A 13,882-nucleotide genomic window follows, 5' to 3' on the forward strand; every position below is an offset into this window, starting at 1 on the left:
CTATTTTTTAGAAATCTTCCAGATGTTATCGAAAGTTCAACTATAATACAAATTCCTTTATATGGCGGGAAAGAAGGTGTTAAAGTATCATGGGGCTTAAGTGGAGATGGTGTTATAAGGAAAATGGATGATAAATTTGATAAAGATGGCTGGGCATCAATGACGATTGATACAAAATCTCCTTATGAAAAACAATTAATTATTAGTGCTGAAGCAATGAATCAAAAGATAAGTAAGACGATTGCTTTTAAACATCATGTTTATACTCCTCAAATAGAATATCCTAGCTTTAAAGGACAAGAAAAAACCATCGATTATGAAAAAGATTTCAACATCAAGGTAAGCGGATTAAAACCAAAATCTTCAATACAAATAATAGATCCACATTCTGCGATTCCAAAAAAAATGTCTTATATTACAAATGAAAAAGGTGAAGCTATTTTGGAATTTTACAAAGTTAATAATTATCATATCAAGTCTTTAAGTTTTTCAATTAAATATTTTAAAGACTTTGACAAAATAGATACAGTCAATGTACAACTTTATCTTTATCAATATACTCCTAAATTTATAGATTCTCCTGATTTAATCACAGGAAAGGTTGGAGAAAAAACAACATTAACTGTAAAAGATGGAAAACCAAATACTAAAATAGAATGGGATGTTTATGGAGATGCTAATATAGTTGAATCAGATAAGACTTTCAACGAGCAAGGAATAGCAACAATTACTATAATATCTAAAACTCCTTTGTATACTGATCCTGTAATTAAATTTGTATATTGCAGTGGCTATTCTGATTCTAAAAAATTATTTTATGATTTTACACCTAATGTAATATACCCCAATTCAAAAGGCCAGGAAAAAAGCGTCATAGAAGGTATGCCATTTGTTATAGATTTTGAAAATTGTGGCCCACAAACCAATATATTTATTGTTTCAGCCTATATAATTCCTTACTCACAAGATATAAAAGCAGACGATAACGGACATGCAAGCGTAACCTTCAAAGGAGTTAGTGCTAAAGATATAGGGGATCATTTTTTCACTCTAAAATATGGGTACATAAAAAATAGAACAAAAGGCTCTGGTATTTCCTATAATACAACAGAGAAAATTAAAATTTTAGATTGGCACTAGCATTCTACACACCTTTGTTTATATACAAGGGTGTTTTTAAATACTTTTCTTTGATAAATTTCTTAATTTAATTTGCAAAAATAACACTCTAGTGGTGTCAAGGGGGAGACTTGAACTCCCGACCTCCGGCTTATGAGACCAGCGCTCTAGCCAGCTGAGCTACCCTGACATAAAAAAGAAGTTAAAATTATACTTTATTTTGCTTAACATTTTATAAAACATTTATTTTATAAATTTTTCAACTTTTTTGTGATAAAAATATGAAATTATATTAGAAAGGATTTTTATGCAAATAAGCTCAAGTTATAACAATGCTTTTTATACACAAAATCCTTATCAAAACAAAGACAAAGAAGAAATCAAAGAAAACATTTCTGAAAAAGAAAATCCACAGCAAACAAAAGAAAATAAAAACAATCAAGAAAAAGAAGAAAAAACTCAAAAAATCAATGGTAAAGATTTAAGCACTGAAGAGGTAAAACAAGTACGAGAACTTGAAAAAATCGACAGAGAAGTAAGAGCTCATGAAGCAGCCCATCAAGCAGCTGGCGGAGCTTTAGCTGGTGCTGCGAGCTTTGGCTATACAAGGGGTCCTGATAATAAAATGTATGCAGTCGAAGGGGAAGTGCCTATAAGAATGCAAAAAGGCAATACTCCTGAAGAAACTATAGCAAACGCCATGCAAGTCATTGCTGCAGCTATGGCACCAGCTGATCCTAGTCCACAAGATTACAAAGTAGCAGCTAATGCTATGCAAATGCAAAATGACGCACGCGCTGAACAAGCTAAGATAAAGGCAGAAGAACTAAAAGCACAAAATAAAAAAAGTAAAAATGAGAATGAGGAAAAAACAAATTCAAATTCCAAAGCTATAAAATCATACACACAAAATGTATCACAAGATTACATAGGAAGTCAGTATAACAAAAGTGCATAGTGGCAGAGAGGAAGGGATTCGAACCCTCGGTGAGTTGCCCCACACACGCGTTCCAGGCGTGCTCCTTCGACCGCTCGGACACCTCTCTAAAATTAAAAATTATAACTTATTTTTTTAAATTTATAATAAAAATTTTATAGACTTTCTGGATATTTAATCTTGAGTATAAAATTTGCAGTCAAGATATGATTAAACTTTATAATGTTAAAATAAAAATAAAATATTTATTTTATTATTTAAAAACAAAAAGAGAATAGTTATGATAAAAAAACTACTTATACTTTTTTTAAGTCTTGTTTGTACTTATCAAGCACAGGCTGTTTTAAACAAAGAAAGCCTTGGAGAAGGCTTTGGAAATACAAGAAGTGAAGCGATTAAAAACGCTATTAATGATGCCTTGGGAAAAACAGAAGGTTTAAAACAAGTCAAATTAAAAAAATTTGAATTTAATTTTAATGGAAATTTTAATATAGGTTATGATGAAGAACTTGACTTTGTTAGTAATGGTGTTTTTAATAGTTATGATATAAAGTCTCTAACTCAAACAAATCAAAGTGAATTTCATGCAAAAGTTTTAATCTATAAAAAACTTTATAGCGATAAAAGTCTTGAAAACAAAAGCTCTCTAATCATCATTAATAGAATCAAAACTGGACTTTCAGCCAAATTTGAACAAGAACTTTTAAGTGTTTTACTTCAGAATAAAAAATTTAAAATCTTAGATAAAACAAATCTTGATCTTTATAATCAGGAAAAATTTTTGCTTTCTAAAAATTCAAGCGATGAAGAACTTGTAAAGCTTTATAAGACTTTAGAAGCTGATTTTTTGCTCATTTTAAACCCAAAAATACAACAAATACAAAATGAAAACAACACTCAATCTTATGATATTATCATTGATTATCGCTTAATAGAATTTGCTACAAATGAAAGCAAATCTTCTAATACTTTAGAGTTTAAAATGAGCTCTACAAGTAGTTCAAGCAAACAAAAAGCTCTTAGAGGTATTGCTACAAAAATTACTGAAGATATTTTTAAACATTCTAAAGACAATCAAGAAGAAACAAAACAAGACTTGGATACAAATCATCAAATCAATGATGAAGATGAAATTAATTTAGGTTTTTAGCCTCTAAAAACTCACACCTTTTACAAAGCTCGGCTTTTAAAATTCCTTGTTTAAAACCTTCTTTTAGTTCTATATATAAAGAGGAATTTAAAAGCTCATTAAGATCTTTTTCAAAGCAATTTCCAAGTTTTATATCCCCTTTAGTATCCAAACAACAAGGTACTAAAGTCCCATCACTTAAAATAGCAATTTGCCCATTTAAAGCATGACAATATCCATTCTCTCTAATAATCTCATCTTTCAAAGAAGGCCATTTAAAAAGTCTAGCTTGGTGTAAGATAATATGCCTTTCTAAGCGATTTTTAACTTTTTGCTTTTGAATTTTTATTTTAAAAATTTGCTCTAAAAAATCATAAATTTTCTCATTTTCCAAAGGTGGATTGAAATTTTTATCTAAATTCCAAAGTCTTAAGTTGATAAAAGAATTATTTTTATTTTCCAAGTGTAAAAAAATAAGTTTCAAAATAGGTTCAAAATATTCTTTTAAACTCATTTTGCTTTGAGATAAAAAAGCACCTAAGGAAATATTGGTTTGTCGCACGTTTTTAGAATCTAAAATGAGTTTTATCTTCTCATCATCAAAATAAAACCCACTTGTAGTAAGCTCTATTTGCATATTAAATTTTAAAGCTATTTTTAGATACTCCGTTAAATTTAAAATCCTTAAAGGATCTCCAAGCACGTGAAAAGTAAAAAGCTTGGCATGATTATGCACGCTTTTGCAAATTTTTTCAAAATTTTCAAGGCTCATTTGTTTTCTTTGGGCTTTTTGGCTAGGACAAAAATCACATTTTAACCCGCAAGTATCACTTAATTCTATATAAATTTTCTCAAAATGCATAATCACTCTTTTTAAAAAGCTCAAGTGTTTTTAGAGCAAGTTTTGAAAGAGCAAGATGCTCTAAATCTTTATAAGAAAACGCTTTTGCTTTTAAATCTTCAAAATCATCATCTTTTAAAAAATACACCTTAGCATTGATTTTGTATTTGGTATAAGAATGCTTAAATTCTCCTATAAATTTTGCTTTTTTTTGATTTTTATATTCTAAAAAATTATACATATTAAAATACAATTTTTCCTCACTTTTAACAAGTAATAATTGCTCATTTTTTTGCACTATAAGTATTTTTAAAACAATGTTTTCATATTGAATTTTTTTAGATGAGTTAAATTTTTCATGTTCATTTTTTCCAGCACAAAAACCCTTTAAAGGACAAATTTCACATTTTGCATTTTTAGGCAAGCAAACCAAAGCCCCTATATCTAACAAAGCTTGGTTATGATCAAATGCATTGTCATAGTTTAAAAATTCTTTTGCCTTTTGTGTTAAAAGTTTAGAATTTGGATTTTGCAAACTATAAAATCTACCCAAAACTCTTTTAATATTTGCATCCACAAAAGACTTAGCTTGTAAAAAACCAAAACAAGCTATAGCGCCAGCTGTATATTCTCCAATACCAGGAAGTTTTTGAAGCTCTTTAATCTCAAATGGTAATTTTGCATCAAATTCTTGCACACAAATTTTTGCACATTTGTGCATATTTCTAGCTCTAGTATAATACCCAAGTCCTTGCCAAGCTTTTAAAACCTCATCTTCACTTGCCATAGAAAGTGCTTTTAAAGAAGGAAATTTAGCTAAAAACTGAAAATAATAATTTTGCAAAACACTCTTTACCTGAGTTTGCTGAAGCATAATCTCACTAACATAAACAGCATAAGCAATATCAATATTTTTTAATTTTTCTAAATCATCTGCTTTAGCGTATTTTTTCCACTCATCATGCAAAATACGCCAAGGAAGACTTTTCCTACCATTTTGATCATACCATTTCAAAATATTTTCATGAATTTTTTGCATTAAAACTTTCTTTATTTTTAAAAAAATTATACAATCTATTCTTAAAGGCTTTATGTTAAAATTAAAAAATATTTTTAAAAAGGAGCAAAAATGAAAAGTTTTTTAAAAGGCTTAGGCTTAGGACTACTTTGTTTGGTATTATTCGTACTAGGAGTAGTTTTTAACACTGAATTTTTAGGCTTAAAAAATCACGATAAACAAAATATAGAATTTTCAAGAAGCATAGAAGTATCTAATGAAATCATGCCAAATATCTTTAATGCTACTTTAAATTTTAGTGCTAGCGAAGAACTTAGTAAAAAAACCATTGTTTCTAGTGAAGAAAAAAATCATATTGCTAAAACATTTAAAGAAATCTCAGATCGTATTGCTAAAGAAAATTATTGCAAAGGTGGAAGTTATACTTTAGAACCAAGTTATAATTACTATCAAGGAGTAAAAACGCTAAATGGATATAGATTGCACTCTAATTTTGCTTGTCAAATCCCGCAAAACAAAAATAAAGACTATGAAAATCTTATAAAAGATATAGAAAATATTAGTGCTACTAATACTTTAATTTCTTTTAACACCAAAGCTTTGCAAGCTGGTTTTGATGAGGCTATTTTAGAAGCAAATAAAGAAGATTTATATGATCTTGCATTTAAAAAAGCTTTTGAAAAGGCTCAATATTATTCTAAAACTTTGGCAAAAACTTGCGTGATAAAAAACATTCATTTTGATAGTTGCAACATCAAACACAATACTCCAAGTTTAGCAGCTAGTGCAGATAGTGTTGTATTGCCTATTATTAAAAGTGAAAAACAAAATTTAAGAGCTAATGTGCTTTTTATTTGTCAATAAATTTCATTTTGGCTTTATTTTGAGCTTTTATAATTTCTCATCATTAATTTAAAGGAGAAACAATGAAAAAAATTGTAAGTTTATTTATCGTGGGTTCTTTGGCTGCTTCATTTGTCCTAGGAGCTGATTTTTCTAAAAAAAGTAATGATGAGATTTTAAATCTTGCAAAAAGTGTAAAAGCGCAAGATCAAGCTGATTTGGTTATCGAGATGAAAAAAAGAATGAATGAAATGAAATACAAAGATGCAAAAGATTTTCATCAACAATTTAGGGCTAATTTACACGAAAACATCTCTAAACTTTCTACTCAAGAAAGAAACCAAAGAAGAGTTATCGTTCAAGAAGATATGCAAAAACTAACCGATGAAATGAGTGGCAAAGAAATAAGAGAGTTAAATTTGCACCATTACAATAACACCCATTCCCATAAAAATCATCATGGTTTAAGAGCGTACCATGCAAATTGTCCGATGAGATAAAATGGCAGCAAAAATTCTGCTCTTAGAAGACGATTTAAGTTTAAATGAAATTATAGATGAAGCCTTAAGCGATGAGGGCTTTAAAGTCTCTTGTGTGTATGATGCACAAGAGGCACTAGAAAAAGCTTATGAAGAAAATTTTGATCTTTGGATTTTTGATGTTAAAGTTCCAAAAGGCAATGGTTTTGAAGTTTTAAAAGAATTAAGAGAAAGTACTAAAAACACCCCTGCTATATTTTTAACTTCTTTATCTATGCTTGATGATGTAAAACAAGGATTTTTGTCAGGTTGTGATGATTATGTTAAAAAACCTTTTGACATAGATGAATTAATTATCCGTGTTAAAAATATCATTAAAAGAAATTTTAGCCACCAAAAAGAAGATTTGATTTTGCTTAGCTCTTCAAAAAACATTTCTTTTGATCCGCTTAATAAAACTCTTTATCAAAATAAAACAATCATCAATCTTACCAACAAAGAAAAAGAGCTCTTAGCCTTGCTTTTAAAAAAACGCCCACACTTTGTAAGCATAGAAACCATTTTTGATGAAATTTGGAGTTTGGATGAAGAGCCAGCAGTTATGAGCCTTAGAGTTTATGTAAAAAATTTAAGAAAAATTCTTGGCAAAGACCTTATTATCAATCAAAGAAACATAGGCTATGCCATAAGGCTAGAAAATGAAAAGTGAAAATTTTAATAATACTATTTTTAAAATTCTAGCCCTTTATATCATCACAAGTGGTGTATTTCTAACGATTTTTTTTATCACTTTTTATCAAAAAGAAGCAAACTACATACGATTAAATCAAATAACACATTCATACACTCACTATAATTATATTTTGCAAAATATCATCGAAGCAAGACACGATAGAACATATTTAAATCAAGAAGATTTTTCCTATATATCCAAAAGACTCAACACTCAATTTGCCATTATCGCAAATAACCAAGTTATTTTTAGCAATTTAACTTTTGATGCTTTAAAAATATTAACACAACTTAAAAAAAATGATTTTATTTACAATGAAAACAAAAGATTATTTATAGATTTTTCAAGGATTAGAAATCTCAACACCTATATAGACACAAGTAATCTAAAAAAACCAAAACACCATTCTCATTTCTTAAGACATAAAAATATTCATATCATTATAGAAACTGATGATCTTGGTTTTAAAAAAGAACAATACCGCAAAGATAATTATAATAATCTAGACATCAATGATTTTTCCCATGAGCTTTGGAAATTAAAATTAAAAACTATTTTTTATACTCTTATATGTATTTTGTTGCTTGCTGTGGTTGCTTACATACTCATCTTACTTGTCTTTAAAAATATCAAAGAACAATTTAAAGCACTTAATGATTTTATCAAAGACACTACGCACGAAATTAATACGCCTTTAAGTGTGATTTTAGCTAGTACTAAAAAATTTGATGATACAAATTTAAATCCAAATAACATAAAAAAACTAAATCATATCAAACTAGCAAGTAAAAATTTAAACCACATCTATCAAAATCTCATAGCCTTGAATTTTTTCTTGCAAAAAGAAAATACAAAAGAAGATATCAATTTAAAAGAGCTTTTGGAACAAAGGTTAGAATACTTTGAAACTTTAATCACGCAAAAAAATCTCATCATTGAAAAAAATCTTTTAGAGCAAAACTTTTATGCTAATAAAGAAGAAATGCAAATTTTAATCGATAATCTTTTAAGCAATGCCATAAAATACACCAATGCTCATAAAAAAATCTATATTTACTTAAAAGAAAAAACACTTACCATTAAAGATGAGGGTCAAGGTATGAGTACTAAAGAAATAGCTCAAATTTTTACACGCTACAAACGCTTTAATCAGGATCAAGGTGGTTTTGGTATAGGTTTAAACTTAGTCAAGCAAATAGCTGATAAAAACAATATCAACATTAAAGTTTTAAGTAAAGAAAATGAGGGAAGTGAGTTTATACTTTCTTGGTAAGGATAAAAATGGATATTTGTTTAGAAAAAATAAAAATAGAACAAACTTGGAAAGATTTTTTAAAAGATGAGTTTTTAAAACCTTATTTTTTAGAGATAAAAACTCATTATATCAATGCCTTAAACGAAGGAAAAACTATATATCCGCCAGCAAATTTAATCTTTAATGCATTTAACCTAGCTCCTTTACAGGATTTAAAAATCATACTTTTAGGACAAGATCCTTATCACAACCCAAATCAAGCTATGGGTTTAAGCTTTGGCGTACCAATAGGAGTTAGAATTCCCCCATCTTTACTTAATATCTACAAAGAATTACAAGATGATTTAAACATTCCTATAGCAAGACATGGAGATCTTAGCAAATGGGCTAAACAAGGAATTTTACTTTTAAACTCTATCTTAAGCGTAGAAGCAAACAAACCTGCTTCACATGCACATTTTGGCTGGCAAAAATTTACCGATGCAGTTATATCAAAACTTAGCGATGAAAAAGAGGGATTAGTGTTTTTGCTTTGGGGAAATTATGCTAAAAATAAAAAAGTTTTAATCAACCCTCAAAAACACTTTATCCTAGAAGCAGCACATCCATCACCTTTAGCAAGGAATGCTTTTTTAGGTTGTAAACATTTTTCAAAAAGCAATGAAATTTTATTAAAACTTGGCAAAAGTCCTATTGATTGGGATTTAAACTCATAATTTACTTTAAGCCTATATACTTTAATGAAATTTTTTATAAAGGATAAATATGAATTGCCCAGTTTGTGCAAATACAGCTTTATTAATGAGTGAAAGAAATGGAGTTGAGATTGATTATTGTCCAAAATGCCGTGGTGTTTGGCTTGATCGTGGTGAACTTGATAAAATCATAGAAAGAAGTACATCTCAAAGCACGCCGCAACAATCTCAACAACCAAATTACAACCAACAAGCAAACTACCATCACAATAGTGGTTATAAATATAAGAAAAAAGAAAGTTGGCTTGGAGAATTATTTGACTTTTAAGCCAAAAGGCTTAAAAGTTTTACTTAAACCCTCATTTTTACTTCTATATTATTTTTATTTATCAAAAAATACTTTTTATTAATAATATATGCTACAATAAAATAATTTTTAACAAAAGGAGAAAAAATGAGAAAAATAATTCTAGGATCTTTACTAGCATCAAGTTTTTTAATTGGGGCAAATTTGGAAAATTTTGATCCAAAAGCACAAAAAGATCATTTAGTTATCAAAATGGAAATTCTTGATAAAAATGCCAACAAAAACGCAGGTGAAGTAGTAGCAGTACAAACTCCTTATGGGGTAGCGTTTTACCCAAATCTTCAAGGTTTAGAAAGTGGAATTCATGGTTTTCATGTTCATGTAAACGCTGATTGTGGAGCAACTGATAAAGGTTTAGGTATGAAAGCTGGTGGTCACTGGGATCCTGAAAAAACTGACGCACACTCAAGCCCATGGGATGATAAAGGCCACAGAGGTGATTTACCACCACTTTATGTAGAAAAAGATGGCAAAGCAACTAATCCTGTATTAGCACCAAAAATCAAAACTCTTGATGAGCTTAAAAATCACTCTTTAATGATACATTTTGGAGGAGATAATCATAGTGATCATCCTGCAGCACTTGGCGGTGGTGGCGCTAGAATGGCTTGTGGAGTTATTAAATAAAACACATACTAAAGGCTTTTTGCCTTTAGTATTATTTAAAAAGCTTAGTAAAATCTAAATCATTCATAAAATCATGGCTTGACCCGCCAAAACTTTGACTAGGACTATAAGTAGCAATAGCCACTGCAAGCTCACTAAGCATAGAAGCTATTTCTTCTCTTTTATCTATTATATAAGCTTTCATACCCTCATAATCACTAGTTTCTAAAATTTTTAAAGGGTTGTAAATTTCAAAAGCAAAAGCCTTTGAGCCTACATTTACATTATAATTATTATCAAATAAAGCATTTCCTAAAAACGAGCAATTATCTACTATTTTTAAACTTTCACTTGCAATTAATACCTTATCTTGCACATCTTCATAATTTTTATCTTCTAAAAGTTTTGAAATTTTTTTCAACGAAGAATCTAAAATTTGCAAAGCACCAACAAAATCATTTGCATCGGTAATATCTTCGCTAAATTTTTGTGTTTGATGCTTTAAATTTGCACCATCTATATTTGAACCTACTTGTCCTAAATGCTTTTGTAAGATTTCTAATTCATCTCTCATAATACACCTTCCTTGTTATTGCTATAACTAAGGAAAGCATTTTTTATTCCAAATTTTGATCTATCCAAACTCTAAAATCTTTAGCAAAAAGCAAAAAAACCTCATCATAATTTTGGATTAAAATTTGAGGATTATTATCATTTAATTCTTTTTCATAGTAAAAATACTTACTTGCTATAAGTTTTTTAGTATTTATTTGTACCAAATTTAAATTAATACCTAATTTTATTTTAGAATGCACCTCATCACTAAAATCTTGCTCTAAAATATCTACTTTACTTTCTAAAACATAATCAGCACTAGCTAGACTATCTTGGTTTAAAACCGCTTTAAATGCTTCTAAATCTTGCAAATGAAATTCCAAAAAAGTTTTAATCATCAAAGCAGGATTTTCTTTCCAAAAATGATAAGCATAAGCATTAACAACATGATTTTTTTTATAAAAAATTTCATTAGTATAAGATAAGCCCTTAGGTAAAGAAACCATGATGGTAGAATTTTTTACTTTATTTTGACTTTGCTCTAGCTTTTCTAAATTAATGCTAAAATATTTATTTGCAGGCAAAGTTTGATTTGGACTAATCAAAGAACAAGCACTAAAAAAAATAGCTATTAAACTAATATATAAAAATTTCATTTTATTCTCCTGGAGCATATTGAATGGCTTTATCTTTATAAATCACATCTGAAGGATTTTGCTTTAAATTTTTTAATAATTGTGTAAAATCTAAAAACAAAACTCTTAAAATATCTAAATTTTCATTTAAAAGCATTCTACTTTTATTAAGCTCATTAAGTTGGCCATTAGCATTGTTTAAAAAATTTGAAAAATCATCTGAACTTTTACCAAGTTTAGAGCTTGTTTTGTTTAAATTTTCCAAAAATACTGGTGTTTTAGTATTTAAATACGCAGAAAACTCAGATGTATTTTGTAAAATACGCTCTATGTTTTTTAAATTTTTATCACTTAAAAGACTTTCTAGTTTTATTTTTGAACTAGTAATTAATTCTAATAAATTTGACGTTTGTTTATCTATGCTTGCAAAAAAACTTTCTTTTGATTTTATAATAGGATATACATCACCATCTGCTTTTAAAACACTAGCTTCCTCACTACCCCCTGCAAGCTGAATAAACTTAAATCCTGTTATACCTTGAATTTGTAAGCTTGCATAAGTATCTGTTTTAACCGCTAAATCAGAATCAAGCTTGACTAAGATTTTCACTCTTAGTTGATTACTTGAACTATCTATGCTGATATTTTCAACACTTCCAACATCAACCCCTAAAAATTTAACCGGAGCTTTGACGCTAAGCCCTGCAACTGATTCTTCCATATAAATTTCATAATATTTAAAAGATTTTTCATCTTTTAAATTCCCATACCACACTATAAAAAACAAGCTAATAAAAAATAATATACTAACAAAAATTCCAATCAAAATATAATTTGCTTTATTTTCCATTATTGCATAAACCTCTCATAAAGTCTTGGATTTTGCTCTTGTAAAGTCTCAACATTTCCCAAAAAACCAACTTTTTTATTCTCTATAATCAAAAAGCGATTTAATACATTTTTCATACTTTCTTTATCGTGAGTAATTAAAACCACACATAATTTAAAGCTTTGTTTTAAACTCAAAAGCAACTCATCAAATTCTCTCGAACTATAAGGATCAAGCCCTGAAGTTGGCTCATCTAAAAAAAGCAATTTAGAATCAAGTGCCAAAGCTCTAGCTATAGCCACTCTTTTTTTCATACCCCCGCTTAATTCACTTGGATAAAGCTTAGCTACACTCTCATCAAGTCCCACCATTTTAAGCTTCATCATGGCTATTTCTTTGATATCGTTTTTGCTAAGTTTTGTATATTCAACTAAAGGTATACTAATGTTTTCAAGTATATTAAAAAAGCTAAATAATGCTCCATATTGAAAAACAACACCCCATTGTTTTTGTAAAAATAAAGCATCTTCATCGCTTATATTTTTTAATCTCTTGCCTAAAATTTCATACTCACCCTTGTCAAAATGCTCAAGCATTAACATTTGTCTTAAAAGTACAGATTTGCCACTACCACTACCACCTAAAATGCCAAAAATTTCATTATCTTGCACTTCAAAGCTAATATCTTCATGTACACATTTACTTCCAAAATAAGTGCTGATATTTTTAGCCTTTATAATCAAAATCCAGCCTTTGTTAAAAATACAGAAAAAATCGCATCAAAAGCTATCACCCAAAAAATAGCATTTACAACACTTTTTGTCGTATAAACACCTATACTTTCGGTGGTTTTTTGCGCAAAAAATCCTCTAAAACAAGCAATAGAAGCAATCAAAAATCCAAAAATAGGTGCCTTTATAAGTCCTATGATGATATGTTTTAACTCCACTGCTTCTTTAAAGCGACTCATAAACTCACTCGCACTAATTTCTAAACTAAACCAAGCAACTACAATTCCACCTATAATGCTTAAAATATCCGCCACTATTACCACTAAAGGCATGGCAAGTGCTAAGGCCAAAACTCTAGGTAAAATGATAAATTCACTTTCTTTAAAACCCATAGTTTTCATCGCATCAATTTCATCAGTAAGTTTCATCACTCCAATTTGAGCTGTATAAGAACTTGCACTCCTACCAGCTATAACAATAGCACTAATTAACGGTGCAAGCTCTCTAGTAGCAGAAATTCCCATTAAATCAACAATATAAATATTAGCTCCAAATTGTGCAAGTTGATACGCAGCTTGATAAGCAAGCACCACACCCACAAGTAATGAGGTTAGCATAATAATAGGCAAAGCATTAATAGCACTATTTTCTACATGATATAAAAATGCCTTAAAGCGAAGTTTTTTAGGGTTTAAAAGTGTTTTAAAACAAGTATAAATGATAAGCCCTATGAAATTTAAAAACTGCACCAAAAGTGTAAAAGATTCAATAACCTTTTTTCCTAAATTTTCAAAAAAACCTTTAAGTGTTTTTTTATTTTCATGAGTATTATGAAAACTTTTATAGTGTTTTTGACAAAGTTCAAAAAGCTTAGCGTGCTCGCTTTTAAGATTTATCCTACTAAACTCAAAACCTTTTTGCTTAAGTTCATTTTCTAAAGCTAGAAAATACCTAATCCCAGCAGTATCTATAAAATCTAAATTTGTAAAATCAAAAATAATATTTTTTTGAGTAGGAAAATCTAATTTTTCCAATTTTCCTACGCTAGTTTTATCCCATATACCAAAGACGCTAAAAATGCATTCTTGATTTTTAACATCTTTGATGATT

At 28.9% G+C, this 13,882-nt stretch carries 17 protein-coding genes and 2 tRNA genes; 10 read left to right on the forward strand and 9 right to left on the reverse strand.

What is annotated here, in order from left to right:
• Window positions 1-1,140: hypothetical protein (locus L8V77_RS04520; protein WP_263706912.1), on the forward strand; the 1,140-nt coding region annotated here is incomplete at its 5' end.
• Between the two features lie 92 nt (window positions 1,141-1,232).
• Here the strand turns inward: L8V77_RS04520 and L8V77_RS04525 are convergent.
• Window positions 1,233-1,309 (reverse strand) — tRNA-Met (locus L8V77_RS04525).
• A 117-nt stretch (window positions 1,310-1,426) separates the two neighbouring features.
• Here L8V77_RS04525 and L8V77_RS04530 point away from each other — a divergent pair.
• On the forward strand, window positions 1,427-2,077 hold the full coding sequence (locus L8V77_RS04530) for a putative metalloprotease CJM1_0395 family protein (protein WP_263706914.1): 651 nt from the start codon (window positions 1,427-1,429) through the stop codon (window positions 2,075-2,077).
• On the opposite strand, the gene L8V77_RS04535 is transcribed toward L8V77_RS04530, so the two are convergent.
• Window positions 2,078-2,165: transfer RNA gene (locus L8V77_RS04535), tRNA-Ser, on the reverse strand.
• Between the two features lie 171 nt (window positions 2,166-2,336).
• On the opposite strand from L8V77_RS04535, the gene L8V77_RS04540 reads away from it, so the two are divergent.
• Complete coding sequence (locus tag L8V77_RS04540) at window positions 2,337-3,206, forward strand: hypothetical protein (RefSeq protein ID WP_263663759.1); 870 nt, start codon at window positions 2,337-2,339, stop codon at window positions 3,204-3,206.
• Here L8V77_RS04540 and L8V77_RS04545 read toward each other — a convergent pair.
• Window positions 3,190-4,047, reverse strand: a complete 858-nt coding sequence (locus tag L8V77_RS04545; protein ID WP_263706915.1) for a radical SAM/SPASM domain-containing protein — start codon at window positions 4,045-4,047, stop codon at window positions 3,190-3,192. The genes L8V77_RS04540 and L8V77_RS04545 overlap by 17 nt on opposite strands.
• Window positions 4,037-5,080 carry an A/G-specific adenine glycosylase gene (gene mutY / locus L8V77_RS04550; RefSeq protein WP_263707006.1) on the reverse strand — a complete coding sequence of 348 codons (1,044 nt, stop codon included), beginning with the start codon at window positions 5,078-5,080 and terminating at the stop codon, window positions 4,037-4,039. The genes L8V77_RS04545 and mutY overlap by 11 nt, the downstream gene beginning before the upstream one ends.
• Before the next feature lie 75 nt (window positions 5,081-5,155).
• On the opposite strand from mutY, the gene L8V77_RS04555 reads away from it, so the two are divergent.
• From L8V77_RS04555 to L8V77_RS04585, 7 genes are all read left to right on the forward strand, one after another.
• Window positions 5,156-5,908 (forward strand): SIMPL domain-containing protein, encoded by a 753-nt coding sequence (locus L8V77_RS04555; RefSeq protein WP_263706916.1) that lies wholly within the window; start codon window positions 5,156-5,158, stop codon window positions 5,906-5,908.
• A 62-nt stretch (window positions 5,909-5,970) separates the two neighbouring features.
• On the forward strand, window positions 5,971-6,387 hold the full coding sequence (locus L8V77_RS04560; RefSeq protein ID WP_263706917.1) for a DUF1104 domain-containing protein: 417 nt from the start codon (window positions 5,971-5,973) through the stop codon (window positions 6,385-6,387).
• A 1-nt stretch (window position 6,388) separates the two neighbouring features.
• Window positions 6,389-7,075, forward strand: a complete 687-nt coding sequence (locus tag L8V77_RS04565; RefSeq protein ID WP_263706919.1) for a response regulator transcription factor — start codon at window positions 6,389-6,391, stop codon at window positions 7,073-7,075.
• Window positions 7,065-8,372: a sensor histidine kinase gene (locus L8V77_RS04570; RefSeq protein ID WP_263706921.1), complete on the forward strand. Its 1,308-nt coding sequence runs from the start codon at window positions 7,065-7,067 to the stop codon at window positions 8,370-8,372. Before L8V77_RS04565 ends, L8V77_RS04570 begins: the two co-directional genes overlap by 11 nt.
• An 8-nt stretch (window positions 8,373-8,380) precedes the next feature.
• Entirely contained in the window at window positions 8,381-9,070 is a 690-nt protein-coding gene (gene ung / locus L8V77_RS04575; protein ID WP_263706922.1) for a uracil-DNA glycosylase, read from the forward strand.
• 49 nt (window positions 9,071-9,119) lie between these two features.
• The gene (locus L8V77_RS04580) at window positions 9,120-9,377 is read left to right on the forward strand and encodes a zf-TFIIB domain-containing protein (RefSeq protein WP_263663752.1); all 258 of its coding nucleotides are present in this window, start codon (window positions 9,120-9,122) and stop codon (window positions 9,375-9,377) included.
• A gap of 126 nt (window positions 9,378-9,503) precedes the next feature.
• Window positions 9,504-10,043 (forward strand): superoxide dismutase family protein, encoded by a 540-nt coding sequence (locus L8V77_RS04585; protein ID WP_263706923.1) that lies wholly within the window; start codon window positions 9,504-9,506, stop codon window positions 10,041-10,043.
• A 31-nt stretch (window positions 10,044-10,074) separates the two neighbouring features.
• Here L8V77_RS04585 and L8V77_RS04590 read toward each other — a convergent pair whose 3' ends face one another.
• From L8V77_RS04590 to L8V77_RS04610, 5 genes are read right to left on the reverse strand one after another with little or no spacing between them, the layout of a single operon-like run.
• Window positions 10,075-10,596 carry a flagellar FLiS export co-chaperone gene (locus L8V77_RS04590; RefSeq protein WP_263663750.1) on the reverse strand — a complete coding sequence of 174 codons (522 nt, stop codon included), beginning with the start codon at window positions 10,594-10,596 and terminating at the stop codon, window positions 10,075-10,077.
• Between the two features lie 43 nt (window positions 10,597-10,639).
• A complete protein-coding gene (locus L8V77_RS04595; protein ID WP_263706924.1) occupies window positions 10,640-11,233 on the reverse strand; it encodes a hypothetical protein in 594 nt (197 codons plus the stop codon).
• Window position 11,234: 1 nt separating this feature from the next.
• Window positions 11,235-12,062: an MlaD family protein gene (locus L8V77_RS04600; RefSeq protein WP_263706926.1), complete on the reverse strand. Its 828-nt coding sequence runs from the start codon at window positions 12,060-12,062 to the stop codon at window positions 11,235-11,237.
• Entirely contained in the window at window positions 12,062-12,784 is a 723-nt protein-coding gene (locus tag L8V77_RS04605; protein ID WP_263679224.1) for an ABC transporter ATP-binding protein, read from the reverse strand. The genes L8V77_RS04600 and L8V77_RS04605 overlap by 1 nt, the downstream gene beginning before the upstream one ends.
• Entirely contained in the window at window positions 12,781-13,881 is a 1,101-nt protein-coding gene (locus tag L8V77_RS04610; protein WP_412175140.1) for an MlaE family lipid ABC transporter permease subunit, read from the reverse strand. The genes L8V77_RS04605 and L8V77_RS04610 overlap by 4 nt, the downstream gene beginning before the upstream one ends.
• Window position 13,882 lies beyond the last annotated feature (1 nt).

Origin of the sequence: Campylobacter sp. IFREMER_LSEM_CL2127, assembly GCF_025771745.1 — a bacterium.
In the GTDB taxonomy this organism is placed as follows: domain Bacteria; phylum Campylobacterota; class Campylobacteria; order Campylobacterales; family Campylobacteraceae; genus Campylobacter_D.

Bases quoted from the DNA above. Each gene is read 5' to 3' on its own strand.
- L8V77_RS04580 (WP_263663752.1), top strand. From the start codon at position 9,120: ATGAATTGCCCAGTTTGTGCAAATACAGCTTTATTAATGAGTGAAAGA.
- L8V77_RS04560 (WP_263706917.1), top strand. From the start codon at position 5,971: ATGAAAAAAATTGTAAGTTTATTTATCGTGGGTTCTTTGGCTGCTTCA.
- L8V77_RS04590 (WP_263663750.1), bottom strand. From the start codon at position 10,596: ATGAGAGATGAATTAGAAATCTTACAAAAGCATTTAGGACAAGTAGGT.
- ung (WP_263706922.1), top strand. From the start codon at position 8,381: ATGGATATTTGTTTAGAAAAAATAAAAATAGAACAAACTTGGAAAGAT.
- L8V77_RS04540 (WP_263663759.1), top strand. From the start codon at position 2,337: ATGATAAAAAAACTACTTATACTTTTTTTAAGTCTTGTTTGTACTTAT.
- L8V77_RS04545 (WP_263706915.1), bottom strand. From the start codon at position 4,047: ATGCATTTTGAGAAAATTTATATAGAATTAAGTGATACTTGCGGGTTA.
- L8V77_RS04600 (WP_263706926.1), bottom strand. From the start codon at position 12,062: ATGGAAAATAAAGCAAATTATATTTTGATTGGAATTTTTGTTAGTATA.
- L8V77_RS04595 (WP_263706924.1), bottom strand. From the start codon at position 11,233: ATGAAATTTTTATATATTAGTTTAATAGCTATTTTTTTTAGTGCTTGT.
- L8V77_RS04570 (WP_263706921.1), top strand. From the start codon at position 7,065: ATGAAAAGTGAAAATTTTAATAATACTATTTTTAAAATTCTAGCCCTT.
- L8V77_RS04585 (WP_263706923.1), top strand. From the start codon at position 9,504: ATGAGAAAAATAATTCTAGGATCTTTACTAGCATCAAGTTTTTTAATT.
- L8V77_RS04565 (WP_263706919.1), top strand. From the start codon at position 6,389: ATGGCAGCAAAAATTCTGCTCTTAGAAGACGATTTAAGTTTAAATGAA.
- L8V77_RS04555 (WP_263706916.1), top strand. From the start codon at position 5,156: ATGAAAAGTTTTTTAAAAGGCTTAGGCTTAGGACTACTTTGTTTGGTA.
- L8V77_RS04530 (WP_263706914.1), top strand. From the start codon at position 1,427: ATGCAAATAAGCTCAAGTTATAACAATGCTTTTTATACACAAAATCCT.